The organism is Mesorhizobium sp. W067 (assembly GCF_054719525.1).
Window position 1 is genome coordinate 5,964,126 of record NZ_JBTTII010000001.1, and the last position, 23,111, is coordinate 5,987,236.

Consider the following 23,111-nt stretch of genomic DNA (forward strand, 5'->3'; position numbering starts at 1 on the left):
TTGCCGGGGACGTCGCGCTCGTCAGTCGAATTTGACCAAGTCCTTGAAGATCAGATGACCCCAGCTGTTTCCGCGCGCCTGGACCAGCAGGCCACCTTCCGACACCCCGCCAAGCTTAATCGGCGCGAAACCGAGATTTTCCGCAAGCTCCCCAGTCTGTGTTGCGGCAGCATCATCGTCGCTTGCCAAGAACACGACCCTCCGGCCACCATGTACGGCCGGATCCTGATCAAGCACCGGGGCGACCAGATGGTTGAAGCCCTTGACCAGTTTTGCGCCAGAGAAGGCCTGCGCGATTAACTTGGAAGAAGGTTGTCCTCCCAGTTCCTCAGGGGGCACGCCATAGGCATTGGTCACATCGATGATCGTCTTCCCCTGCCAGGTGGGGAGCGCCTTCGCAACATTCGGGTGCGCCTCGAAGCGGACAGCCAAAAAGATGATGTCCGCCTTGATGGCTTCCGCCAGTTTTTTGGGGATGATGGTGGGTCCGATCGCGGCCGCATCGGCGGCAAAGCTTTCCGGGTCGCGTGTGGTTGCAACGGAAACTTCGATGCCGTTTCGGGCAAACGCCTTGGCAAGGGCCCGTCCGATATTGCCGAATCCTACGATTGCATAGTTCATAGTATTTCTCCGATCTGGTGCTAATGCCGGGGTCAGACTTGCGCCATGCCCCCATCGACGGCGAGATCCACGCCGGTGACGAAAGAACTTTCATCGGAGGCGAGGAACGTGACGGCAGCAGCGATTTCCTCTGGTTTGCCCCTGCAACCCATTGGGATCTACGACGGCATAGAGGCGATCCAGATCTTCCAGGAGCGACACGTCACCCACGACCGTCGTAACGCTTTTCATGATGAAGGCTGCGGCCTCGTTCAGCTCTTTCTCTCTTCGCCCGGTAATCACGACGCGCGCTCCTTCTTCTACGAAGCGCTTGGCTGTGGCCAATCCGATCCCGCTGCTTCCGCCCGTGATGACTGCGATCTTGCCTTCGAGTTTTTTCATAATTCTTTGTCTTTCGTTGCGCACGGGCCAGGTACGGACCGCGCTGGGGGTCAGAGTTGAGCCAGGCCGCCGTCGACGGCGACCTCGCTGGCGGTCATGAAGCTGCTGTCCGGCGACGCGAGAAAGGCGGCCACGGCCCCGATCTCCGCCGGATCGGCCATGCGCTGGAGCGGGGTCATCGCGCCGTAGGCCTTCTGGCCTTCCTCGCCTAACGCCTCCTTCGCGAGTTCGGTCGCCGTCGCTCCGGGCGACAGCACGTTTACGCGGATGCCGGTGCCCTTCAGGTCTTCCGCCCAGGTCCGCGCCAGGTTGCGCACTGCCGCCTTGCTCGCGCTATAGGCAGTGAACCCCGGAGCGCCCGTGGTGCCGGCGCTCGACCCGGTCAGGATGATCGAACCGCCCTGGCTCATCAGCGGCAGCGCCTTCTGGACCGTGAAGATCGTACCCTTCACATTGGTGTCGAAGGTTTCGTCAATGTGCCTGGCGGTGATCTGGCCGAGCGGAAGCGGGCTTCCCGCCCCGGCATTGGCGAAGACGATGTCGAGGCTTCCGCGCTCGGCCTTCACCGCAGCGTAGAGTCGGTCGAGGTCGGCCTCATCCGAGACCGAGCCCATAACCGCGCGGGCATTAGGCCCAAGGTCAGCCACGGCGGCGTCGAGCGCTTCCTGCCGGCGGCCGAAGATGAAGACGAAGGCGCCCTCCTCGATAAAGCGCTTGGCTGCGGCGCGGCCGATGCCCGTAGCGCCGCCGGTTATCACAGCGGTCTTTCCATTCAGTCTGTTCATGATGCATCCTTCGTTTCGCCGTCTCGTGTCTTTGGCTGTACGGGAAAGTCCCGCGAGAGCCTCAAGATGGGTTCGCCGAAGTCGGGCGGTGAGTGCGCAATCGCGCACATCGCTGGTGCGAAAACGATCCAGTAGATGATTGAACGCCACGATGACCGCACGAACTTACGGCTGATCGTGTTAGTATGGGCTTTTGCAAGCCGCACTTCGCTGCGCAGGAATGCACCATGATCGACTGGGATGACGTTCGCTACTTTCTTGCTGCCGCGCGCGTAGGCTCGGTGCGTGCCGCCGCCGCACACCTCGGTGTGAACCACTCGACCGTGCTGCGACGCATCGCTCAGCTCGAGGAACGCCTCGGGGCGCAGATGTTCGAAAAGCTGCCTTCCGGCTACCGCCTGACGGCTGCGGGCGAAGAGGTCCTCGATCTCGCGACCCAGATGGAAGCGTCGTCGCACCAGCTGGAGACGCGAGTCTTCGGTCGTGACCAGAGCGCGCGCGGGCTTTTGCGGGTGACGCTTCCACCGTTCCTCGCCACACACCTGCTCATGCCGGATCTCGCCGACTTCGCGCGTTTGCATCGCGACATCGAGATGGAAATCTTGTCGTCCGGTGAGCTGGCAAATCTGACCAACCGAGAGGCCGACGTCGCGATCCGCATTGTCGCCGACCGCAAGACCCTGCCGCTCAATCTTCACGGCCTGAAGGGACCGGAGCTGTTCAGCGGCGTCTACATGTCTCGCGATCGACTAGCCGCGTGGCGTGCGGGCACGCCTGATCCCATCCGGTGGATAGGCATAGACAATCATGGAATTCCGGACTGGGCGCGCGAGGGAGAAGTTCACGTCACGGGAGTACCGTTCAGGACACCTGACGCCGAGACGCAGATCATCGCGGCGCACCAGGGGATTGGGATAACGAAACTGCCGTGCTTCGTCGGAGATGCCGACCCCCTGCTGGTGAGGGTGCCGGGGATCGACGTGCCCATGCATGGGACACTGTGGCTTCTCACGCAAGGCGAGACACGCAAGACGAAGCGGGTGCGGCTCTTCACGGAGTTCGTATCCCGCAGGCTCGCCGCGTACGCTCCGCTTCTCTCGGGGCTGTCCATATCGCGCGACTGACGCCCGGCAGGTCCGCCGGCAACGCTTCCCGCATCCGGGTGGAAGCCGAGCTGCGATCGCCTGAAGCGGCGTGTTCAATCCGCGAATCCAGTGGGAGTAGGAAACGGCGGCAGTAGCGTAGAGGTACCAGCCTAAGCTCGACCTCTTCCCACACCATGATCAGACAACGATGCCACCGTCTTCAGCGCGCCATCGAGCATGTCGCCTTTCTCGTCTTTCAGCGCAGCTTCGCGCAACCGTCTGATCCAGTCGGCAGCGTCATCGCGGCCCTTGACCAGATCGAGCGCCGACAGCACGCGATCGAATTTGGACTGGGCGCGGACGTGGGTGTCGCTGTAGCCCTTGATCAGCCGGCGGCAGTTCAGGATTTCGACGGCGAGCGCGTAATCCTGGGGCACATATCCAATTGCCAATGCATACCACCGCTCCAGATGCGCCGTCTCGACCTTGTGGCGCAACAGGCGCCGTCGCCAGCGGCGCAGGCCGCCGATGAACCAGAGGACCGCAAAGCCGGCAAAGCTGTCGGTGCGAATGCGCCGGCCATGGTTGATGCGACGATCAAGGAAAGCAGCGAGTTTCGGCCGGCTCTCAATGTAGTTGCCCAGCCCCGCCGGCAAGGTGCCGCAGAACTCCTCGATGCGCGGATGGAAATACTCGGTCACCTGCAGGATGGAGCCGTTCTTGACGCCGACCTCGCGGCGCACGCGCTGGGCGCGGGTCGAGCGAGTCTTGAGATCGGCGACGCGGATCATGTCGTCATAGCACAGGGCGTTGGCCAGATGCTTGGCGGCAGCGATGGACAATGCATGGGCATGGCCGGGATCATCAAGCGCAACGGCCTTGTCTAACCGGTCGAGATAGTCGCGGCCATAGGCGATGTCCTGGTAGTCGACGACCTTTCTCAGGCCCCGAAGCGCCATGTCGCGCACCGCCGCGGGCATCAGGTCGATGCGGGCGGCCAGCGCCTGCCAACCCTGCAGCAGGTTCTGCGGACCGCTCACGCGCCCTGCACCCGGAGCGGGGTCGACCGTGGCCGGTTCTGCCGGCTGTGGCGCGGGGGCCGTCGTACCGCGCGCGCGGTCGTAGGCGACGGCGAAGGCAGCGAGGCTGGCTTTCGCGCCCCGGCCGCCGGCGCCGATCGCTTGCTCATAGCTTTCACGCGTGAACGGCAATGCGTCGGAGCCGGCCAGCGCGCCAAGCAGACTGGCCGAGATCATCGAGCCATTGTCGGCGGCGATCTTTTCCATGTCGAAGGCGATGAAGCGTTTCGATGCAGCTTCCGCCGTCGCGTGTACCTTGGAAGACGAGGCCCGGCCGTCACCCGGCTCGATCTTTTCCGACACCGCCGCAATGCGATGCGAAGAAGCAATGAGCGTGGTGCGATCGGGCGTGACGAAGCCCCTGATGATGGCGCGGCCGGCTTCCATCAGCTCGGCGGCGATCAATATGTCGACGTCGCCCTGCGAAGGCGACAGGGCAAAGACCGGCAGCCGGCCGGTGTCGCGGGCCATCTCGACGTAATAGATCGTAGCGCCGGTGCGCTGGGCGACGCCGGCGACGGAGGTCGATTGCGCGACGTAACCATTGCGCTCGGCGACATCGGTGATCCAGTCGGCGAGCACGCCGCCGCCCTGGCCACCGACCGCGAGCAAAGCGAGTTTGATCACCGGCTCGGTATCGGCGGCACCGGATTTCGGGCGCAAGGGCGAAGCCTGGTCAAGCATCGGCGAACGTCAACCTACGGCTCTCGCGGCGGCGCTGCATCAGGCCGATCACGGCGCGGCGAGCGCTTTCCAGGAAACGGTCCCAGCGGCCCGGATTGTGCACGACATCGGCGCGGTAGAAGGATGGGCACAGCACGGCGGCGTCCGCCACCTCCCCGCAATTGCCGCAGCCGACGCAGCTCTGGTCGATCGATGCCACCGGATCGTCACGCAAGGGATCGTCGAGCGATTTCACCGACAGCGACGGGCAGCCGGACAGCCGCATGCAGGCGTGGTCGCCGGTGCAGATGTCCTCGTCGACGCCGAATTTCGGCTTGACGACACGGGTCCCTCCCTTGATCGCCTTGTCGACCAGCGGCTTTTCGCGACGCTGGCGGTTGAGCATGCATTCGGAAGAGGCGACGATGACCTTTGGTCCCTTTTCCTCCGTCGTCAGCGCCTCGCGCAGCGTGTCCTGCATCTTGCCGACATCGTAGGTGCGGTCGATGTGGCGCAGCCATTTGACGCCCATGCCCTTCACCGCTTCGGTGATCGGATGCTTGGTCGACTTGGTCTTGTTGCCCGCACGCGACGACAGGATGTCCTGCCCACCGGTGGCGGCGGAGTAAAAATTGTCGACGATGACGATGACGCCGTCATTCTTGTTGAACACCGCGTTGCCGATCGAGGAGGTCAGGCCGTTGTGCCAGAAGCCGCCATCGCCGACGAAGGAGATCGACCTCCGTTTGGCGTCGGGCGAATTGAAGGCTGAAGCCGAGGCCGGCCCGAGCCCGTAACCCATGGTGGTGGCGCCAAGCTCGAAGGGCGGCATGATCGAGAACAAATGACAGCCGATGTCGGAGGCGATGTGGTGCTTGCCGAGTTCCTGCTCGACCAGCTTTGTCGCGGCAAAGATCGGCCGCTCCGGGCAACCGATGCAGAAGCCCGGCGGACGGCCCGGCACGACATTGATCAGGTCGGCGGTGTCGACGCCGTCGCCGACCTTGTTGGGCGCGCGCACCTCGCCCGGCAAGAGATGCGAGGCCTCGGCGCGCAGGAAGGCGCCGATGCCGTCGAGCATGACCTGGCCGGTATATTCGCCGGCCATCGGCAGATACTCCTTGCCGACCAGCCTGGTACCGCGCCCGGCCTTGTGCAGCATGGCGGCAAAGGCTTGCTCGATGTAGTTGGGCTGGCCCTCCTCGACCACGAGCACCGCCTGCTTGCCTTCGCAGAAAGACAGGAACTCATCGTCTATCAGGGGATAGACGGCGTTGAGCACATAGAGCGGCACATCCGTCTCGCCGTAGGTGTCGGCAAGGCCGAGACGCTGCAAGGCGCGGATGACCGAATTGTACATGCCGCCCTGCATGACGATGCCGACCGAACCGTGATCCGAGCCGAAGAATTCGTTGATCTTGTTCCTCGCGATGAAATCGACAGCCGCCGGCCAGCGTTTTTGCACCTTCTCCTTCTCGTGCAGGAAGGAGGCGGGTGGCAGCACGATGCGGCCGGTGTCGCGGCGCGGCGCGTCGAGCGCATCGGCCACCGTCATCGGCGGGCGCTTGTTGTCCTTGGCGATGAAATGGCCGTGGACGTGGCAGCAGCGGATGCGCACCTGCAGCATCACCGGCGTATTGGACGCCTCGGATAGCTCGAAGCCATCCTCGACCGCCTTGACGATCGAAGCCAGGTTCGGGCGCGGGTCGAGCAGCCAGACCTGGCTTTTCATGGCGAAGGCATGGCTGCGCTCCTGCATGATCGAGGAACCCTCGCCATAATCCTCGCCGACGATGATCAGCGCGCCGCCGGTTACGCCGCCGGAGGCGAGGTTGGCCAGCGCGTCGGACGCGACATTGGTGCCGACAGTCGACTTGAAGGTCGCCGCGCCACGGATGGGGTAATGCACCGAGGCAGCGAGCATGGCGGTGGCGGTGGCTTCCGAGGCGCTCGCCTCGAAATGCACCCCGAGTTCGCCCAGAATCTCCTGTGCGTCGGCCAGCACGTCCATCAGATGGCTGATCGGCGCGCCCTGGTATCCGCCGACATAGCCGACGCCGCATTGCAGCAGCGCCTTGGTGATGGCGAGAATGCCTTCGCCCGCAAATTCCTCGCCGGCGCCGAGCCTGAGTTTTTCGACTTCCTTGGCAAAAGAGCGTTCGGCCATTTTTCCAACCTTCCGTTGCCGGCGGTGCGGCCGGCGCCTAACGTCTAGATGTCGTGCTTGCGAATGTTCTTCAGCATCTTCTGCAATGTGGCGATCAGCGCCGCGTATTCGGCGTCGTCGACATCGTCGAACATCGCCTCGAACGCGTCATGCATTGCCGGCCAGGCGCGCGCGAACTCGGCGCGGCCGTCATCGGTCAGGAAGACATGGCGGATGCGGCTGTCTGTGACGCCTTGCTCGCGCCGCACGAAGCCTTGCCCTTCCAGCGTGTCGAGCGTGCGGCTCAAGGTCGACTGCTCGATGACGGTGTAGACCGAGAGGTCGTTGACGGTGACACCGTCGGTGACCGACAGCACGGCGAGCGTGCGGACCTGCGGAATGGTCAGGCCCTGCTTGCGGAAATCGTCGCGCAAGGTGGCGTTGTAGCGCCCCATGATGCGGTTCATCAGATAGGGCGCGAATTGCTGCAGGCCGATCTGGCCAAGCGTCGAAATGCGCTGGCGTTTTTCTGCGACCTTCTGCTCCATCACAGCCTGCCCGCCAGAAGAAAGCCGGAGCCGCCGCCGAGCCCTGCACCCGGATGGGTGGAGGCGCCGATGTGATAGAGGTTTTTGATGCCGGTCTGATGGTTGCGGCTGGTCTTGAACGGCCGCCACAGGAACGACTGGTCGATGGTGGACGACCCGCCATACGGGTCGCCGCCGACCAGATTGATGTTCATCGCTTCGAGATCGGCCGGTGAATAGGCGCGGCGCGCAATCACGCTGCCCTTGAAGCCATCGATGTGGCTGGCGAGAATGGTTTCGACGCGGTCGGCGTAGGCTTCACGCAGCGCCTCGGTCCATTGTCCGTCAGCCGGTGCATGCAGCGTGCCTGCGGCGTCGCCCTTGATGTGCCTGGGCGCCTCGGGCAGTTGCAGCCACAGGATCGCCTTGCCCTCCGGGCAGCGCGACGGATCGAGCGCATGCGGCTGGCCGACGCAGATGGTCGGCACTTCGGGCAGCATGCCGCGCGCCGCCTCGTTGCAGGCTTTCGAGACGCCATCGAGCCCCGGCGTCAGGTGCAACAATGCCACCTGGTCCAGGCCAGCACCGCGCCATGCCGGCGGCTTGTTCAGCGCATAGTGAATCTGGAAATTGCCTTTGCCGTAGCGATATTTCTGTGTCGCTTCGACATCGGCCTTGGGAGCCTCGCTGCCGAGCAACCGGTGGTAAAGCTGCGTCGGCGTGACCGAACAGATGACGCTCTTGTTTGCTGTAATCGTTTCGCCCGAGGCGAGCCGTACGCCGGTCGCGCGGCCACCGCTCTGGACGATCGAGGCGACATCGGCGACGGTACGGATGTCGCCACCACGTTCCCTTATCAGAGCTTCGAAGGCGGTGAGCAGGGTCTTCGCTCCACCCTTGACGATCGGCGCCCCGGCCGCTTCCAGCGCGAAGGCAATGACCTTGGCGATCTGCCCTGAGAAAGCATCTTCCGGTCCAAGCCCGGCATGCAGCACCCAGGGCGCCCACAGCGCGCGGATTGTCTCGGACTGATAGGTGCTTTCCAACCAGCTGCGCGCCGGCACCAGTGCCTCACCCAGAAAAGCGGCAAGGCCACGCGGGCTGCGCCGCCAGGCATCGCCGGCCAACAGCTTGGCTGTCGGATAGGACCACAGGCTGCCGCCGAGCAGGCCGAACAGCAGGCCGGCATTGCGCTCGATGCTGCCGACATCGTCGGCGTGCCGGTCGCCATCGCCGGGGGCGATCGCATTGATTGCAGCGACGTTGGCGGCGCGGTCGGTGGTGAGCACGGCATGGCTGCCGTCCGGCCGCAGCACGCCGGTTGGCGTGCCGGTGTGACAGAACTCCAGCCCGTGCCGCGCGAGATCGCTGCCCAATGCCGCAAAGGCCGGCGAGGTGATGAACAGCACGAAGGTGGTCGCCATCACGTCATGGATGAAGCCGGGCGCGGTGATCTCCTCGGTACGCATGCAGCCGCCGATGCGGTCGTTGCGCTCGAGGACGAGCACCTTCGCGCCCTTGCCGCCAAGCATCGCCGCGCAGACCAGCGCGTTGATGCCGCTGCCAACGATGATGTGATCCGGCTGGCTCACCTCAGCGTGCTTTCTCAGCCTTTCGACACCAGCGCCAGCGCGCGGATCGGGCTGCCGGTGCCATGTTCGATCTTGAGCGGTGCGGCGATCAGGATGGCGCCTTTTGGCGGCAACTGGTCGAGGTTGCAGAGGCTGGCAAGGCCATAGCGGTTGGCCTTGTGCATCAGCGTGTGCGCCGGGAATGGCGGCTCCATGCCGCCGGCCTTGCCGGCATCGGTGCCGATCGTCTCCGAGCCCCAGCCCTTGATGTCCTTGCTGATCAGATACTGGATGGCTTCGGCCGTCGGACCTGGCGTATGCGGGCCGGTCTCATTGGCGTTGAGGAACTCAGCCTCCGAACCATTGCGCTTGTACCAGTCGGTGCGCATCACCACCCACTCGCCAGGGCTGATGGCGCCATGCTTGGCCTCCCACGCCTTAATGTGGTCGACGGTGAGCAGGAAATCGTGATCGGCGGCGGCTTCCTTCGAGCAGTCGATGACATTGACCGGGCCGACGAAGTTCTGCGCCGGAATGGTGTCGGTGGCGCCGTCCGGATAATCCTTGCCGCTGATCCAATGCTGCGGCGCATCGAAATGCGTGCCCGAATGCTCCCCAAGCTTCAGCCAGTTCCATGCCCACCACGGGCCGTTCTTGTCATAACGGGAGATGTTATGGATCTCGACCTTTGGCGTGTCGACGGCAAGCTCCGGCGGCAGCTTGATAAGAGGCGTGTCGGGTCCGAGTTGCGCAGAGAGGTCGACCACCCTGATGGCGCCTGAAAGCAGCTGGCCGGCGACTTCGCCGAGGAGTTTTTGCGTGTCCATGGTCTGAAGTTCCCTCTTTATGGTGAAGATCAAGGCTCGTCTCGGCCCTTAATATCCTACTAGACGAAAACATATGCATCTGCAATTATCTTTAAGCATAAAGGAAATGGGAACGGGGCGTGAGCGAGTTTGACGCCATATTCGTCGGGGCGGGCCACAACAGTCTGGCATGCGCCGCGCATCTGGCGCTCAAAGGCTGGAAAACCGGGATTTTCGAGCGCAGCGCAGCAATCGGTGGCGCCGTCCAGACCCACGAATACACGCTTCCCGGCTTCCGGCACGATTTCGGTGCAATGAATCTGAGCCTGTTCGCCGGCTCCGCCTTCCACCGGAAATATGCAAATGAATTGAAAGCACAGGGTCTTGAGTTCGCGCCGGTCGCCGACTGTTTTGCCAGCGCCTTCCCGGACGGACGCTGGTTCGGCGTCAGCAACGATCTGGAAAAAACCACCGGCCGCATGGCCGCTTTCTCCGCCGCCGATGCCGCGACCTGGCGTAGACTGGTCGCCGCCTTTCCGGGTGAAGCCGAGCACCTGTTCCGGCTGCTGGGATCGCCGATGAGTGCGCGTGCGCTTGCCGGCACCGCCTGGAACCTGTGGCGCAAGAAAGGCATGTCCGGCGCGCTCGATACGGGACGGCTGCTGTTGTCATCGCCTCGCGCCTGGCTGGAGGAAAATTTCGAGTCCGCGCATGTGCGGGCAACGCTTGCCACCTGGGGCATGCATCTCGACTTTGCACCCGACATCGCCGGCGGCGCCGTGTTCCCCTATCTGGAATCCATGGCCAACCAGACCTTTGGCATGGTGCTAGGCAAGGGCGGCGCCGACACGATCATCCGGGCGCTGGCAGGTATGGTCACCTCGGCGGGCGGCAAGATCGTCACAGGGACAGAGGTTGCCGAAATCACCGTTTCCGCCGGCAAGGCGACCGGCGTGCGGCTTGCGTCCGGTGAGACGCATACGGTAACGAAGGCGGTCATTGCCGGCGTCGCGCCCAGGGCGCTGACCGGCAAGTTGCTGCCCAACGGTTCCGGCGACACCGGCTTCGACACGGCTATGCAGAAGTTCCGGCACGCGCCGGGCACGATGATGATCCATCTGGCGCTCGACGACCTGCCGGACTGGCGCGCCGGGGCCGAGCTGCGGCAGTTCGCCTATGTGCATCTGTCGCCCTCGCTCGACGCGATGTCGCGCGCCTATCAGCAGGCGATGGCGGGCATGCTGCCGGACGAACCGGTGCTGGTCGTCGGCCAGCCGACAGCGGTCGATCCGTCACGCGCGCCGCAGGGCAAGCATGTGCTGTGGGTGCAGGTGCGCATGCTGCCCGCCGAAATCCTGGGCGATGCGGCCGGCAAGATCGCGCCCGCGCACTGGGATCAGGTCAAGGACGTCTACGCCGAGCGCGTGCTCGACATCATCGAGACCTACGCGCCCGGCCTGCGTACAAAAATCCTCGGCCGCGCGGTGTTCTCACCCATCGACCTCGAGCGCGAGAATCCCAATCTCGTCGGCGGCGACCAGGTCTGCGGCAGCCACCATCTGGCACAGAATTTCCTGTTCCGCCCGGCGCGCGGTTATGCCGGCTGGAACACGCCGGTCGGCAATCTGCATCTCATAGGCGCCGCGACATGGCCCGGCGCCGGCACCGGCGCGGCCTCCGGCTTCATGCTCGCGCAACAGCTTGGCGGGAGGTAGCTCGCAAGATTTCATGAAGGCGACGAGAGGCAAGGCGCTGCTGCCCACGAAGCCCGGATCGATAAACTGATAGTGCCGCGCAAAGACAACAAAACCAACAAGGGGAACGACCATGACAATCAACAGACGAGAATTGCTGGGATACAGTGCCGCGGCACTTGGGGTGGCGGCGATCGGCCTGCCTGAGATCGCCAAGGCGGCAGCGGGCGAGCTGACCATCGCCTACAACGTCAATCTGCCGTCCTGGGATCCGACCACCGGACCTTCGGCCGTCAACCCGACGATCCAGGGTCTCTACCAGTCGGTGTTCGACCAGTTCATTCCGCAAAAGCCGGACCTGTCCTTTGCGCCTGGCCTGCTCACCGAATGGGGCTGGAACGAGGATCGCACCAAGGTGACGATGACGGTGCGCGAAGGCGTGACCTGGCATGACGGCTCGCCCTTCACGCCCGAGGACGTGGTCTGGTCGCTGCAGCGGGCGGGCGACGAAAAGACCGGCAATCCGATCCAGTTCGTCTGGAAGAACGTCAACAATTTCAAGATCGACGGCAACAAGATCACCGGCGACGTCGTGCAGTTCGATCCGGTCTATTTCAAATGGATGTCGTTCCTGACCGGCTACATCCTGCCGAAGGCCTATTACGAGAAGGTTGGCGCGGAAGGTTTCGAGAAGGCGCCGATCGGCACCGGCCCGTACATGGTGGAAAAATTCGAGCGAAATGCTTTCCTCCGACTGAAGGCCAACCCGCACTATTGGGGCGACAAGCCGGCCTTCGAGAATGTGACGATCAAGTTCGTCACCGACGCGGCGAGCCGCGTTGCCGAGATCGAATCCGGTTCCTCGCAGGTGACGCTGGAGGTCCCCTATGAAGAGTATGACCGGCTGATCGCCAAGGACGGGCTTGCCGGCTCGTGCAAGCCCGTTTCCGACATCGGCATGATCTTCTTCAATGACATCGAAGCGATGCTGGACAAGAACGTCCGCCAGGCCGCCGTCATGGCTGTGGACAAGGAGCTTCTGGTCAAACGGCTGCTGCGCGGCTATGGCCAGCCGATCGCTACGCTGGAGACCCCGGAGTACACGGCCTTCGACGCCTCGATCAAGGTCGAGCACAATCCTGAAAAGGCCAAGGAGCTGCTCGCGGCTTCCGGCTATTCGCCGGAAAAACCGGTCAAGTTCACCATCCAGACGACCAAGGGCTTCAAGCCCAAGGATTATGAGATGATCCAGGCAATCGTCGGCATGTGGCGCAAGGTCGGCATCGAGGCGACGATCGAGGTCTACGAGATCGCCAAGCACTATGAACTGCGCGCCGCCGACAAGCTGGCGCCGGCCGCCTTCTACAATTGGGGCAATGCCATCGGCGATCCGACAACGTCGACTGGTTTTGCCATGTATGGGCCGAGCCCGCACTCGGTGTGGGACAGCCAGGACCTGATCGACATGATCAATCCGCTCTGGGGCGAGAAGGACGAGGCCAAGCGCATCGCCGGCTGGAAGGCTGTCGACAAGTATATCGCCGAGCAGGCCTATGTGCTGCCGCTGATTCAGTATGCGCAACCTATCGTGCATGCCAAGGGCGTCAACGTGGTGCAGCATGTGTCCGGCGCGCTGCTGCCGGCGCTGATGACCCCGGCCTGATATCGGCTTGTGGGCGCCACCCTTCGCTGAGCGGCCCCCTCATCCGGCCCTTCGGGCCACCTTCTCCCCGCTGGGGAGAAGAGACCAGCTCAGCTGTCCGTGACCTCTTCTCCCCTCGGGGAGAAGGTGGCCGCGAAGCGGACGAATGAGGGGGCTCTTCGTTAGAAACGCACTGGGCCAACACCAGAATGCTCCTGCAACGATTCCTGATCCGTCTGCTGACGATGCTGATCACGCTGTTCGGCGTGGCCGTCGTCGTCTTCGTCGTGATTCGCGTCGCGCCTGGTGACCCGATCGCCATGATGCTGCCCCCCGGTGCGACAGATGCCGACATCGACCGGCTGCGTGCACTCTACGGGCTCGACAAGACCATCGTGCAGCAATTCTTCATCTGGCTGTCCGGCGTCGTCAGGGGCGATTTCGGCACCTCGATTTCGCTCAGGCAAGATGTGCTCAGCCTTGTCTTCAATCGTTTGCCGGCAACGCTGGAACTTGCCATCATCGCGCTCGTCATGGCGGTTGGGCTCGGCGGCACGACGGCGATCCTCGGAGCCCGCGAGCGCGGCACGGCGGTCGAAGCCGGCATCGATATCGCCAGCGGCGCCGCCCTTTCCATTCCCGATTTCCTGTGGGGCCTCGTGCTGATCCTTTTGTTTGGCGTGCTGGTGCCGATCTTCGATATCTCCGGCCGCGTGTCGCCGCAGCTCGACCTGCCCTTCGTCACCCAGTTCTATTTCTTCGAGAGCTTGCTTCGGCTGCGCTTCGACCTGACCTGGGATCTGCTGAAACACATGCTGATGCCGGCAGTAGCCTTGGCATTGCCGCTGGCGGCAATCATCGCGCAGTTGCTGAAACAGTCGCTGAAGGAAGTGCTGGACCTCGACTATGTCGTGCTGGCGCGGGTGAAGGGGTTTTCGGAAACGCAGGTTATCCTGCGCGAGGCGCTGAAGAACGCTGCCTTGCCGACACTGACTCTCGTCGGCGTCCAGTTCACCTTCCTCATCGGCGGCACGGTCATCGTCGAGCGGCTGTTTTCCTACGAAGGGCTCGGCAACATGGCGATCGATGCCGTCATCAACCGCGACCTGCCGCTTATCCAGGGCATTGTTTTGGTGTTCGCGCTGCTGTTCGTGCTGATCAATCTAGGCGTCGACATGATGTATGCGCTGCTCAATCCGAGGCTGCGCCATGGATGAGGCGCGCGTCGTCCGGCGCGGATTGGGCCCGAGGCTGTGGCTGGCCGGCGGCTGGCTGCTGCTGGCGCTTCTGGCCGCGATCTTCGCGCCGCTGGTCGCACCGCAGGACCCGCTGGCGCAAGACCTGATGCTGGAACGGCTGCCGCCATTCTGGATGAGTGGTGCGGAATCCGGCTATTGGCTGGGCACCGACAGCCTCGGCCGCGATCTCCTCTCCAGGCTGATCTTCGGCGGCCGTATCGCCTTCATCGTCGCTTTCGCGGCGGCGATCGCCGCCTGCCTTGTCGGCTCGACGCTCGGACTGGTCGCCGGCTATTTCGGCGGCTGGGCCGACCGCATCATTTCACGCATCGTCGACGTCTGGATGGCATTCCCGCCGGTGCTGTTCGCCATCCTGCTGGTCGCGGTGCTCGGCACCGGCCTCAGTTCCGTCATCCTCGCCATCGTCATAATCGACTGGACGCGCTTTTGCCGGGTGATCCGCGCGGAAGCGATGGGCCAGTCGCGCATGGACTATGTCGAGAACGCCCGCATCGCCGGCTATGGCCGCATCGGCATCATGCTGCGCGAGGTGCTGCCCAATGTGGTGCCGTCGATCGTGGCACTGCTGTCGCTGGAGATGGGCATCGCCGTCATCGTCGAGGCCATCCTGTCCTTCGTCAATCTGTCGATCTCGACCGACGATCCGACCTGGGGCGGCATCATCGCCGAGGGCCGGCTGTCGATCCATCAGGCCTGGTGGCTGCTGGTGTTTCCGCTTGTCACGCTGATCCTCACCGTGCTGTCGTTCAGCCAGTTCGGTGAGGCGCTGAAGACACGCTTCGATCCGGTGCTGCGATGAGCGCTTGCCTGGATATTGCCAATCTGAGCGCCGTGCTGCCGAACGGCCAGCGCGTGCTGCGGTCGGTGTCGCTCTCCGTGCAGCCGGGTGAGGTGCGTGCTCTTGTTGGCGAGAGCGGCGCCGGCAAGACGATGATCGGCAAGGCGGTGCTCGGTGTGCTGCCGTCAAGCGTGCGCATCGTCGAAGGCGCCATGCAGCTCGAAGGCGGAGACCTCGGCAGGCTGCAGCCCAAGGCAAGGCGCACGCTGATCGGCGCTCGCACGGCGCTGATCCCGCAAGATCCGTTGACTGCGCTCAACCCGTCGCGCCGCATCGGTCCGCAGATGACTGACCGGCTGGTGCGCATTCTCGGCTGGAACGGTGACAAGGCGGACAAGCGTATCCGGCAATTGTTGGATGAGGTGCAGATCCGCGATCCCGACCGGGTGCTGAAATGCTATCCGCACGAGCTGTCCGGCGGCATGCGCCAGCGTGTGCTGATCGCCGCCGCCTTCGCCGCCGAGCCACGGCTGATCGTTGCCGACGAGCCAACAACCGCGCTCGACGTGACCGTGCAAAAGCAGATCCTGCGCCTGATCGCCGAGTTGCAACGCGAGCATGGCACCGCGATCCTGTTCGTCACCCACGATCTCGGCGTCGTTGCAAAGATCAGCCAGCAAGTGTCTGTGCTCTACGCCGGCAAGGTGGTGGAAGAGGCTGATACAGCCGCTCTCTTCGCCGCGCCTGAGCATCCCTATACGCGGGCATTGATGGCCGCTACGCCGCGCTATACGGATCCCTTTGCCTCGCTGAAGCCGGTGGACGAGACCGTGCTGGCCGGGCTTGCCGCCGAGATCGGCGCGGCAGACCAGGCGTGGAGGCGGCCGCATGGTTGAGCCGCTGTTTTCCGTGCGCGGGCTGAAGGTGGCGCTGCCCGACATGACCCGCAAGCCGCTGATCGGGCGCGCGCCGCTGGCCGAGATTTTGAAAGGCCTGGATTTCGATTTGCCGAGAGGTTCGGTGACCGGCATCGTCGGTGAATCCGGGTCCGGAAAATCGACGCTCGGCCGCACGCTTGTCAGACTTCTGGAGCCGAGCGTCGGCAGCATCCATTTCGAGGGCCGCGATATCGCCCATCTGCCGGATGCGGAGCTGCGACCTCTGCGCCGCGACCTGCAGATGATCTTCCAGGACCCGATGTCGTCGCTCAACCCGCGTCGCACCATCGCCGGCATCATTGCCGCGCCGCTCAAGCAGAATGGGCTTGGCGACAGGCTCAAGGAACGCGTCGCCGAGGCATTGCATCGCGTCGGCCTGCCGCAAAGCTTCGCTAGTCGCTATCGTCATGAACTGTCGGGCGGGCAGCGCCAGCGCGTCGGAATTGCGCGCGCGTTGGCGCTTTCGCCGAAATTCGTGCTGGCCGACGAGATCGTCTCCGGCCTCGACGTATCGACCCAGGCGCAGATCCTCACCCTTTTGGAGAGACTGGCCGCGGAGATGGGGCTGACGGTCGCCTTCATCAGCCACGACCTGTCGGTCATCCGGCGGCTGTGCCAACAAGTGATCGTCATGCGCGAGGGCAGGATCGTCGAGGCGAGCGCCACCGATGCGCTGTTCGACAATCCCAGGGAGACCTACACGCGCGACCTGCTTGCCGCCATCCCACTGCCTGAGATCGACGCGGACTGGTTGCGGCCAGCAACGAAAGCGCCGGCATAGGACTGTTCACCCACCACGCCGAACAGCGGGCTTCGGACGTGCACGAGGGCAAAATCAGCCCGCGAACGGAGGGTAATATGAATTACGCAGCCCGCGGCACGATGCTTGCCGCGATCCTGTTCTGCTCGATGGGAACGGCTTCGGCCGATGCGATCCCCGGCATGCGCGGCCACGACCACACCGGGATCACGGTGCCCGACATGAAGCAGGCGGTCGACTTCTTCACCGAAGTGGTCGGCTGCAAGAAGGCGATGTCGTTTGGTCCGTTCGCCGATGACAAGGGCACCTTCATGCAGGATCTTCTGGGCGTCGATCCGAAGGCTGTCATCGAGCAGGTCACCATGGTGCGTTGCGGCTATGGCTCGAATATAGAGCTGTTCAAATACACCGCGCCCGACCAGAAGGATTTGACGCCGAAGAACAGCGATATCGGCGGCTTCCACATTGCATTGTACGTCGATGATGTCGCCGCGGCCAAAGCCTATCTCGACGGCAAGGGCGTGAAGACGCGGATGGGGCCGCTGCCGGTCAAGGAAGGTCCGGCGGCCGGCCAGACCATTCTCTATTTCCAGGCGCCATGGGGGCTGCAGCTGGAGGCGATCAGCTATCCCGACGGGATGGCCTATGAGAAAGGTGCCGAGACTGTGCTGTGGAGCCCGAAGAACCCGGACAAGTGATTTCCAGAGCGCGCTTGCGGGGCCAGCCCGCAGGCGCGCCACCCGTGTCCAGCAATCGTTCCAACATGAAACTTTAAGCTTGAAATATTTTATCTCCGGCGCGATACTTGATATGCAGCAAGCGAAGAGGAGATCGCACGGATGAAGGTTGCGGTTCTCGGTGGCGGACCAGCCGGCCTCTACTTTGCCATTTCAATGAAGCTGCGGGACGCCGCCCACGAGATCACGGTGTTCGAGCGCAATCGCGCCGACGATACGTTCGGCTGGGGCGTCGTGCTGTCGGCCGAAACACTCGACAACCTTGCCAAAAACGACCCGGTCAGCGCTGTCTGGATCAAGAAGCATTTCGCCTATTGGGACGACATCGCCGTCATCCATGACGGCGTGCGCACGGTCTCGTCGGGCCACGGTTTCTGTGGCATCGGCCGCAAGCGGCTTCTGGTCCTGCTGCAGCGACGCGCGCGCGAACTTGGCGTGAGGCTGATGTTCGAGAGCGATATCGCCGACCCTCAGCCCTATATGGAGACGCATGATCTGGTCGTCGCCGCCGATGGGCTGAACTCAAGGGCGCGCAACACCTTCGTCGAAGTCTTCAAGCCCGACATCGACACCCGCAAATGCAAATTCGTCTGGCTCGGCACCAACCAGAAATTCGACGACGCCTTCACCTTCATCTTCGAGAAGACCGAGCATGGCTGGGTGTGGGCGCACGCCTATCAATTCGACAGCGAGACAGCGACCTTCATTGTCGAGTGCAGCGAACAGACCTGGGCTGCCTTCGGCTTCGGCGCCATGTCGCAGCAGGAATCCATCGCCGTCTGCGAGCGCATCTTTGAGAAACATCTCGGCGGCCACGCGCTGATGACCAATGCCAATCACATCAGAGGTTCGGCCTGGATCAATTTCCCGCGCGTGCTGTGCGAACGCTGGTCCTACAAGAACCTGGCTCTGATGGGCGACGCGGCGGCCTCGGCACATTTCTCGATCGGCTCCGGGACCAAGCTCGCATTGGAAAGCGCGGTGGCGCTAGCCGAATATGTCAAAACCGAACCGGACCTCGACGCCGCCTTCCGCAAGTATGAGGATGCGCGCCGCACCGAGGTGCTGAAGCTGCAGTCGGCGGCGCGCAATTCGCTGGAGTGGTTCGAGGAGGTCGAGCGCTATCTCGGCCTCGATCCGGTGCAGTTCAATTATTCGCTGCTGACCCGCTCGCAACGCATCAGCCACGAGAATTTGCGGCTGCGCGATGCCAAATGGCTTGAAAGCGCCGAGGAATGGTTCCAGCGCCAGGCAGGGGCAGGCGACAACAGGCAGCGCCGGGCACCGATGTTCGCGCCGTTCAAACTGCGCGACATGCAGCTCAACAACCGCATCGTCGTTTCGCCGATGGCGCAGTACAAGGCAGTCGATGGCTGCCCGACCGACTGGCATTTCGCCCACTATGCCGAGCGTGCCAAGGGCGGCGCCGGGCTTGTCTATATCGAGATGACCTGCGTCAGCCCGGAAGGACGCATCACGCCCGGTTGTCCCGGCTTCTATGCGTCCGAACATGAGGTGGCGTGGAAGCGGCTGGTCGATTTCGTCCACACCGAGACCGAGGCGAAAATCTGCGCCCAGATTGGCCATTCCGGGGCCAAGGGCTCGACCCGTGTCGGGTGGGAAGGCACCGACGTGCCGCTCGCCTCGGGCAATTGGCCGGTCATGGCGGCCTCGGCGATTGCATGGTCGCCTGAGAATCAGGTGCCGAAAGCCATGGACCGCGCCGACATGGACGAGGTGCGTGACCAGTTCGTCGCGTCCACCGAGATGGCAGATCGCTGCGGTTTCGACATGCTCGAGATCCATGCCGCGCATGGCTATTTGCTGTCGTCCTTCATCACGCCGGTCACCAACCAGCGCACGGATGAGTATGGCGGTTCGCGGGAAAATCGCATGCGCTATCCCCTGGAAATCTTCCATGCGGTGCGCGCCGCCTGGCCGACGCGAAAGCCGATCTCGGTGCGCATTTCGGCCAATGATTGGGTCGGCATCGAAGGTGTGACGCCGGCCGATGCGGTGGAGATCGCGCGGATGCTGCACGAAGCCGGCGTCGACATATGCGACGTCTCGGCAGGCCAGACCTCGATTGCCGCCAAGCCTGTCTATGGCCGAATGTTCCAGACGCCGTTCTCGGACCGCATCCGCAACGAGGTCGGCATGGCGACGATGGCGGTCGGCAACATCTACGAGCCGGATCATGTCAATTCGATCCTGATGGCCGGCCGCGCCGACCTGGTGGCCCTGGCACGGCCGCATCTCGCTGATCCCTACTGGACGCTGCATACGGCCGTGACGCTCGGTGATCGTGGTGTCAAATGGCCGGATCCCTATCTGCCCGGACGCGACCAGATCTACCGGCTGGCCGAGCGCGATGCGGCGGCGTGGCTGAAAGTATGACGACGGCCTTGGCGATTTCAGGCAAACATGCGCTGGTCACTGGCGGCGGCTCCGGCGTCGGCCGGGCCATCGCGCTCGTGCTGGCCGAGGCCGGCATAGAGGTGACCATATGCGGGAGGCGCGACGCCGAGCTTGCCAAGTTGGCCGGCGAGAACGACCGCATCCACGCCATGTCAGCCGATGTCACCGACGAGGCGGCGATGATTTCGCTCTACGCGCAAGCGGAAGCCGTGCGCGGCCCGTTCGACATCGTCGTCGCCAATGCCGGCATGGCCGGCAGCACGCCGGCGCACAGGACCTCGCTTGCCGACTGGCAGCGGACGCTCGACGTCAATCTGACCGGCGCCTTCCTGACGGTGAAGCCGGCGCTGGCCGGCATGGCCGCGCGCAAGGCGGGCCGGATCGTCTTCGTCGCCTCGACCGCAGGGCTGAAAGGCTACCCCTATGTCGCGCCCTACGTGGCGGCCAAGCATGGGGTGGTCGGGCTGATGCGGGCACTGGCGGCCGAGACGGCGAAATCCGGCGTGACCGTCAACGCCGTTTGCCCGGGCTTCGTAGAGACCGACATGCTGGCGGACTCCATTCAGCGCGTCGTCGAAAAGACCGGCCGCTCAGTCGAGCAGGCGCGGGCGAGCCTTGCCTCGACCAACCCGCAAGGCCGTTTCATCCAGCCGCAGGAAGTTGCCGCGACGGTGCTCTGGCTGTGCGGCGATGCGGCTGCGTCGATTACCGGACAAGCGATTTCGATCTCAGGAGGCGAAACATGGTAGCCGGCCCATTGCCCGCGCCGTCGGGACCCGGCAAGGACCGGCTGCGTCTCTGGATCAGGCTGCTGCGCGCCTCGCGCACGATCGAGGCCGAGCTGCGCGAGCGCCTGAAGAAGGAATTCGATACGACACTGCCGCGTTTCGACGTCATGGCCGCCCTCTACCGCGCGCCGGAAGGCATGCTGATGAGCGATCTGTCGCGCTTCCTGCTGGTATCCAACGGCAATGTCACCGGCATTGTCGACCGGCTGGTTTCGGAAGGGGTGGTCGCGCGCGCGCGCCGCAATGGCGATCGCCGCACATCCATGGTGCGACTGACCGACGAGGGTTCCAAATCTTTTGCCGCAATGGCCGCGGCGCATGAGGGTTGGATCGGAGAATTGCTGGCCAAGGTCAGCGAGGAGGATGCGCGCCGGCTGACCGGCATGCTGACCTCGTTCCGCAGCAACTGGGAGGGACGCGAATGAGTTCGATGGCCGGCCTCAAGCCGAAGCACTTCCTTTGGGAAGTCGAAGGCAGGATCGCCAGGGTGCGGCTCGACCGGCCGGAGCGCAAGAATCCGCTGACCTTCGACAGCTATGCGGAACTGCGCGACACGTTCCGCGATCTCGTCTATGCCGACGACGTCGACGCCGTGGTGTTCCTGCCCAATGGCGGCAATTTCTCCTCGGGCGGCGATGTCCACGACATTATCGGCCCCTTGGTCAAGATGGACATGAAGGAATTGCTCGCCTTCACCCGCATGACCGGCGATTTCGTCAAGGCGATGCTCAATTGCGGCAAGCCGATCATCGCGGCGGTCGACGGGGTCGCGGTCGGCGCCGGCGCCATCATCGCCATGAGCGCCGACATCCGCATCGCCACGCCGGAGGCCAAGACCGCTTTCCTGTTCACCCGCGTCGGGCTTGCCGGCTGCGATATGGGCGCGTGCGCGATCCTGCCGCGCATCATCGGCCAGGGCCGTGCCGCCGAATTGCTCTACACCGGCCGCACGATGACGGCGGCGGAAGGCGAGCGCTGGGGCTTCTACAACAGGCTGGTCGATGCCGCAGTGCTCGAGGCCGACGCGCTCGAGATGGCGGCGCGCATCGTCTCCGGCCCGACCTTCGCGCACGGCATCACCAAGACGCAGCTCAACCAGGAATGGTCGATGGGCCTCGACCAGGCAATCGAAGCGGAAGCGCAGGCGCAGGCGATCTGCATGCAGACGCGTGACTTCGAGCGCGCCTACAAGGCCTTCGTGGCCAAGGAAAAACCGGTGTTCGAGGGGAATTGATGGCAGACAGGAGCTTCCTCAGCTGGCCGTTCTTTGAAGATCGCCACCGCGAACTGGCCGAAAGGCTGGAAGCATGGTGCGTCAGGAACCTGCCCGTCGATCACCATGACGTCGATGCCGCCTGCCGCGAACTGGTGGCGAAACTTGGCCGCGACGGCTGGCTGAAGCCGACGGCGCTCGATACGGACAATCCGGGACCGCTCGATGTCCGCACCTTGTGCATCACCCGCGAGACGCTGGCGCGCCATGACGGGTTGGCCGACTTTGCCTTCGCCATGCAGGGGCTCGGCACCGGCGCGCTCAGCCTGTTCGGCACGCCCGACCAGCAGCAATGGCTGGCAAAGACCAGGGCCGGCAAGACGATTTCCGCCTTCGCGCTTTCGGAGCCACGCTCCGGGTCGGATGTCGCCAACACCGAAATGATGGCGAGCCGCGATGGCGACTTCTATATCCTCAGCGGCGAGAAGACCTGGATTTCCAATGGCGGCATTGCCGATCTCTACGTCGTCTTTGCCCGCACCGCCGAGGCACCGGGTGCCAAGGGACTTTCCGCCTTTCTCGTACCCGCTGATACCAAGGGGCTTGGCATTGCCGAGCGCCTTGAAGTGATCGCGCCGCATCCGCTGGCGCGGCTTTCCTTCGATCAGGTCCGGGTGCCGGCCTCGGCGCTGATCGGCAAACCGGGAGACGGCTTCCGCATCGCCATGTCGGTGCTTGACGTGTTCCGCTCCACGGTCGGCGCGGCGGCACTCGGCTTTGCCCGCCGGGCGCTGGACGAAAGCATCAGCAGGGTGGCCGAGCGCAAACTTTTCGGCGCTCCGATGGCAGAGCTGCAGATGGTGCAAGGCCATATCGCCGACATGGCGCTGGACATCGATGCCGCAGCGCTGCTGGTCTACCGCGCTGCCTGGACCAAGGACATGGGCGCGGCTCGTGTCACCCGCGAGGCGGCGATGGCCAAGCTGTTCGCCACCGACAAGGCGCAAGAGGTGATCGACAAGGCTGTGCAGCTGCATGGGGGGGACGGCGTCCGCAAGGGCCATATCGTCGAGAGCCTCTATCGCGAGATCCGCGCGCTACGCATCTACGAGGGCGCATCCGATGTGCAGAAGGTGGTGATCGCACGGCAGGTGATGGGCGCGGCCTGACGGCGATGTATTTGATTTGAGATTGATCTTTAAGAATACCGGGGAGGCTTG

At 63.8% G+C, this 23,111-nt stretch carries 21 protein-coding genes and 2 pseudogenes; 14 read left to right on the forward strand and 9 right to left on the reverse strand.

Annotated elements, in window-relative coordinates; translation table 11 throughout:
• Positions 1-21: 21 nt before the first annotated feature.
• The 4 genes and pseudogenes from ACYG97_RS28940 to ACYG97_RS28955 form a co-directional block, all read right to left on the reverse strand.
• Positions 22-621: an NADPH-dependent F420 reductase gene (locus tag ACYG97_RS28940; protein ID WP_023732290.1), complete on the reverse strand. Its 600-nt coding sequence runs from the start codon at positions 619-621 to the stop codon at positions 22-24.
• A gap of 32 nt (positions 622-653) precedes the next feature.
• Positions 654-773 carry an SDR family oxidoreductase gene (locus tag ACYG97_RS28945; protein ID WP_460221621.1) on the reverse strand — a complete coding sequence of 40 codons (120 nt, stop codon included), beginning with the start codon at positions 771-773 and terminating at the stop codon, positions 654-656.
• A gap of 7 nt (positions 774-780) precedes the next feature.
• A pseudogene (locus tag ACYG97_RS28950) lies at positions 781-1,002 on the reverse strand (SDR family NAD(P)-dependent oxidoreductase); the annotation flags it as partial.
• Positions 1,003-1,052: 50 nt separating this feature from the next.
• Positions 1,053-1,787, reverse strand: a complete 735-nt coding sequence (locus tag ACYG97_RS28955; RefSeq protein ID WP_023699875.1) for an SDR family NAD(P)-dependent oxidoreductase — start codon at positions 1,785-1,787, stop codon at positions 1,053-1,055.
• Positions 1,788-2,014: 227 nt separating this feature from the next.
• Between ACYG97_RS28955 and ACYG97_RS28960 the strand changes: the two genes are divergently transcribed.
• A complete protein-coding gene (locus ACYG97_RS28960) occupies positions 2,015-2,911 on the forward strand; it encodes a LysR family transcriptional regulator (protein WP_023667788.1) in 897 nt (298 codons plus the stop codon).
• Positions 2,912-3,042: 131 nt separating this feature from the next.
• Here the strand turns inward: ACYG97_RS28960 and ACYG97_RS28965 are convergent, their stop codons facing one another.
• The 5 genes from ACYG97_RS28965 to ACYG97_RS28985 are packed head-to-tail and all read right to left on the reverse strand — an operon-like array spanning position 3,043 to position 9,685.
• Positions 3,043-4,635 carry an indolepyruvate oxidoreductase subunit beta family protein gene (locus ACYG97_RS28965; RefSeq protein WP_023732288.1) on the reverse strand — a complete coding sequence of 531 codons (1,593 nt, stop codon included), beginning with the start codon at positions 4,633-4,635 and terminating at the stop codon, positions 3,043-3,045.
• A complete protein-coding gene (locus ACYG97_RS28970; RefSeq protein ID WP_023732287.1) occupies positions 4,628-6,781 on the reverse strand; it encodes a thiamine pyrophosphate-dependent enzyme in 2,154 nt (717 codons plus the stop codon). The genes ACYG97_RS28965 and ACYG97_RS28970 overlap by 8 nt, the downstream gene beginning before the upstream one ends.
• A 44-nt stretch (positions 6,782-6,825) precedes the next feature.
• A complete protein-coding gene (locus ACYG97_RS28975) occupies positions 6,826-7,308 on the reverse strand; it encodes a MarR family winged helix-turn-helix transcriptional regulator (protein WP_023667791.1) in 483 nt (160 codons plus the stop codon).
• On the reverse strand, positions 7,308-8,879 hold the full coding sequence (locus ACYG97_RS28980; protein WP_023732286.1) for a phytoene desaturase family protein: 1,572 nt from the start codon (positions 8,877-8,879) through the stop codon (positions 7,308-7,310). Before ACYG97_RS28980 ends, ACYG97_RS28975 begins: the two co-directional genes overlap by 1 nt.
• 14 nt (positions 8,880-8,893) lie before the next feature.
• A complete protein-coding gene (locus tag ACYG97_RS28985) occupies positions 8,894-9,685 on the reverse strand; it encodes a cyclase family protein (RefSeq protein ID WP_023682742.1) in 792 nt (263 codons plus the stop codon).
• Between the two features lie 119 nt (positions 9,686-9,804).
• On the opposite strand from ACYG97_RS28985, the gene ACYG97_RS28990 reads away from it, so the two are divergent.
• From ACYG97_RS28990 to ACYG97_RS29050, 13 genes and pseudogenes are all read left to right on the forward strand, one after another.
• Positions 9,805-11,379: a phytoene desaturase family protein gene (locus tag ACYG97_RS28990; RefSeq protein ID WP_023732285.1), complete on the forward strand. Its 1,575-nt coding sequence runs from the start codon at positions 9,805-9,807 to the stop codon at positions 11,377-11,379.
• A gap of 112 nt (positions 11,380-11,491) precedes the next feature.
• Positions 11,492-13,021, forward strand: a complete 1,530-nt coding sequence (locus ACYG97_RS28995; protein WP_023686913.1) for an ABC transporter substrate-binding protein — start codon at positions 11,492-11,494, stop codon at positions 13,019-13,021.
• A gap of 33 nt (positions 13,022-13,054) precedes the next feature.
• Positions 13,055-13,167: pseudogene (locus ACYG97_RS29000) on the forward strand (endonuclease domain-containing protein); the annotation flags it as partial.
• A gap of 42 nt (positions 13,168-13,209) precedes the next feature.
• Complete coding sequence (locus ACYG97_RS29005) at positions 13,210-14,217, forward strand: ABC transporter permease (RefSeq protein WP_023732284.1); 1,008 nt, start codon at positions 13,210-13,212, stop codon at positions 14,215-14,217.
• Positions 14,210-15,058, forward strand: coding sequence for an ABC transporter permease (locus ACYG97_RS29010; protein WP_023732283.1), 849 nt, complete (start codon positions 14,210-14,212; stop codon positions 15,056-15,058). Before ACYG97_RS29005 ends, ACYG97_RS29010 begins: the two co-directional genes overlap by 8 nt.
• A complete protein-coding gene (locus ACYG97_RS29015) occupies positions 15,055-15,933 on the forward strand; it encodes an ABC transporter ATP-binding protein (RefSeq protein ID WP_023732282.1) in 879 nt (292 codons plus the stop codon). The genes ACYG97_RS29010 and ACYG97_RS29015 overlap by 4 nt, the downstream gene beginning before the upstream one ends.
• Entirely contained in the window at positions 15,926-16,756 is an 831-nt protein-coding gene (locus ACYG97_RS29020; RefSeq protein ID WP_023732281.1) for an ATP-binding cassette domain-containing protein, read from the forward strand. Before ACYG97_RS29015 ends, ACYG97_RS29020 begins: the two co-directional genes overlap by 8 nt.
• A gap of 77 nt (positions 16,757-16,833) precedes the next feature.
• On the forward strand, positions 16,834-17,433 hold the full coding sequence (locus tag ACYG97_RS29025; RefSeq protein ID WP_023732280.1) for a VOC family protein: 600 nt from the start codon (positions 16,834-16,836) through the stop codon (positions 17,431-17,433).
• Positions 17,434-17,574: 141 nt separating this feature from the next.
• Positions 17,575-19,869, forward strand: a complete 2,295-nt coding sequence (locus tag ACYG97_RS29030; protein ID WP_023732279.1) for a bifunctional salicylyl-CoA 5-hydroxylase/oxidoreductase — start codon at positions 17,575-17,577, stop codon at positions 19,867-19,869.
• The gene (locus ACYG97_RS29035; RefSeq protein ID WP_023732278.1) at positions 19,866-20,639 is read left to right on the forward strand and encodes an SDR family NAD(P)-dependent oxidoreductase; all 774 of its coding nucleotides are present in this window, start codon (positions 19,866-19,868) and stop codon (positions 20,637-20,639) included. Before ACYG97_RS29030 ends, ACYG97_RS29035 begins: the two co-directional genes overlap by 4 nt.
• A complete protein-coding gene (locus ACYG97_RS29040) occupies positions 20,633-21,103 on the forward strand; it encodes a MarR family winged helix-turn-helix transcriptional regulator (protein WP_023667803.1) in 471 nt (156 codons plus the stop codon). The genes ACYG97_RS29035 and ACYG97_RS29040 overlap by 7 nt, the downstream gene beginning before the upstream one ends.
• On the forward strand, positions 21,100-21,912 hold the full coding sequence (locus tag ACYG97_RS29045) for an enoyl-CoA hydratase family protein (RefSeq protein ID WP_023686918.1): 813 nt from the start codon (positions 21,100-21,102) through the stop codon (positions 21,910-21,912). The genes ACYG97_RS29040 and ACYG97_RS29045 overlap by 4 nt, the downstream gene beginning before the upstream one ends.
• Positions 21,912-23,060 carry an acyl-CoA dehydrogenase family protein gene (locus ACYG97_RS29050; protein ID WP_023729161.1) on the forward strand — a complete coding sequence of 383 codons (1,149 nt, stop codon included), beginning with the start codon at positions 21,912-21,914 and terminating at the stop codon, positions 23,058-23,060. The genes ACYG97_RS29045 and ACYG97_RS29050 overlap by 1 nt, the downstream gene beginning before the upstream one ends.
• The last annotated feature ends 51 nt before the right edge of the window (positions 23,061-23,111 follow it).

What these genes read in the sequence shown, in the direction of transcription:
- ACYG97_RS29025 (WP_023732280.1), top strand. Translation starts at nt 16,834, where the DNA reads ATGAATTACGCAGCCCGCGGCACGATGCTTGCCGCGATCCTGTTCTGC.
- ACYG97_RS28985 (WP_023682742.1), bottom strand. Translation starts at nt 9,685, where the DNA reads ATGGACACGCAAAAACTCCTCGGCGAAGTCGCCGGCCAGCTGCTTTCA.
- ACYG97_RS29010 (WP_023732283.1), top strand. Translation starts at nt 14,210, where the DNA reads ATGGATGAGGCGCGCGTCGTCCGGCGCGGATTGGGCCCGAGGCTGTGG.
- ACYG97_RS29015 (WP_023732282.1), top strand. Translation starts at nt 15,055, where the DNA reads ATGAGCGCTTGCCTGGATATTGCCAATCTGAGCGCCGTGCTGCCGAAC.
- ACYG97_RS28995 (WP_023686913.1), top strand. Translation starts at nt 11,492, where the DNA reads ATGACAATCAACAGACGAGAATTGCTGGGATACAGTGCCGCGGCACTT.
- ACYG97_RS29030 (WP_023732279.1), top strand. Translation starts at nt 17,575, where the DNA reads ATGAAGGTTGCGGTTCTCGGTGGCGGACCAGCCGGCCTCTACTTTGCC.
- ACYG97_RS28940 (WP_023732290.1), bottom strand. Translation starts at nt 621, where the DNA reads ATGAACTATGCAATCGTAGGATTCGGCAATATCGGACGGGCCCTTGCC.
- ACYG97_RS29045 (WP_023686918.1), top strand. Translation starts at nt 21,100, where the DNA reads ATGAGTTCGATGGCCGGCCTCAAGCCGAAGCACTTCCTTTGGGAAGTC.
- ACYG97_RS29020 (WP_023732281.1), top strand. Translation starts at nt 15,926, where the DNA reads ATGGTTGAGCCGCTGTTTTCCGTGCGCGGGCTGAAGGTGGCGCTGCCC.
- ACYG97_RS29050 (WP_023729161.1), top strand. Translation starts at nt 21,912, where the DNA reads ATGGCAGACAGGAGCTTCCTCAGCTGGCCGTTCTTTGAAGATCGCCAC.
- ACYG97_RS29040 (WP_023667803.1), top strand. Translation starts at nt 20,633, where the DNA reads ATGGTAGCCGGCCCATTGCCCGCGCCGTCGGGACCCGGCAAGGACCGG.
- ACYG97_RS28970 (WP_023732287.1), bottom strand. Translation starts at nt 6,781, where the DNA reads ATGGCCGAACGCTCTTTTGCCAAGGAAGTCGAAAAACTCAGGCTCGGC.
- ACYG97_RS28945 (WP_460221621.1), bottom strand. Translation starts at nt 773, where the DNA reads ATGGGTTGCAGGGGCAAACCAGAGGAAATCGCTGCTGCCGTCACGTTC.
- ACYG97_RS28960 (WP_023667788.1), top strand. Translation starts at nt 2,015, where the DNA reads ATGATCGACTGGGATGACGTTCGCTACTTTCTTGCTGCCGCGCGCGTA.
- ACYG97_RS29035 (WP_023732278.1), top strand. Translation starts at nt 19,866, where the DNA reads ATGACGACGGCCTTGGCGATTTCAGGCAAACATGCGCTGGTCACTGGC.
- ACYG97_RS28975 (WP_023667791.1), bottom strand. Translation starts at nt 7,308, where the DNA reads ATGGAGCAGAAGGTCGCAGAAAAACGCCAGCGCATTTCGACGCTTGGC.
- ACYG97_RS28965 (WP_023732288.1), bottom strand. Translation starts at nt 4,635, where the DNA reads ATGCTTGACCAGGCTTCGCCCTTGCGCCCGAAATCCGGTGCCGCCGAT.
- ACYG97_RS28955 (WP_023699875.1), bottom strand. Translation starts at nt 1,787, where the DNA reads ATGAACAGACTGAATGGAAAGACCGCTGTGATAACCGGCGGCGCTACG.
- ACYG97_RS29005 (WP_023732284.1), top strand. Translation starts at nt 13,210, where the DNA reads ATGCTCCTGCAACGATTCCTGATCCGTCTGCTGACGATGCTGATCACG.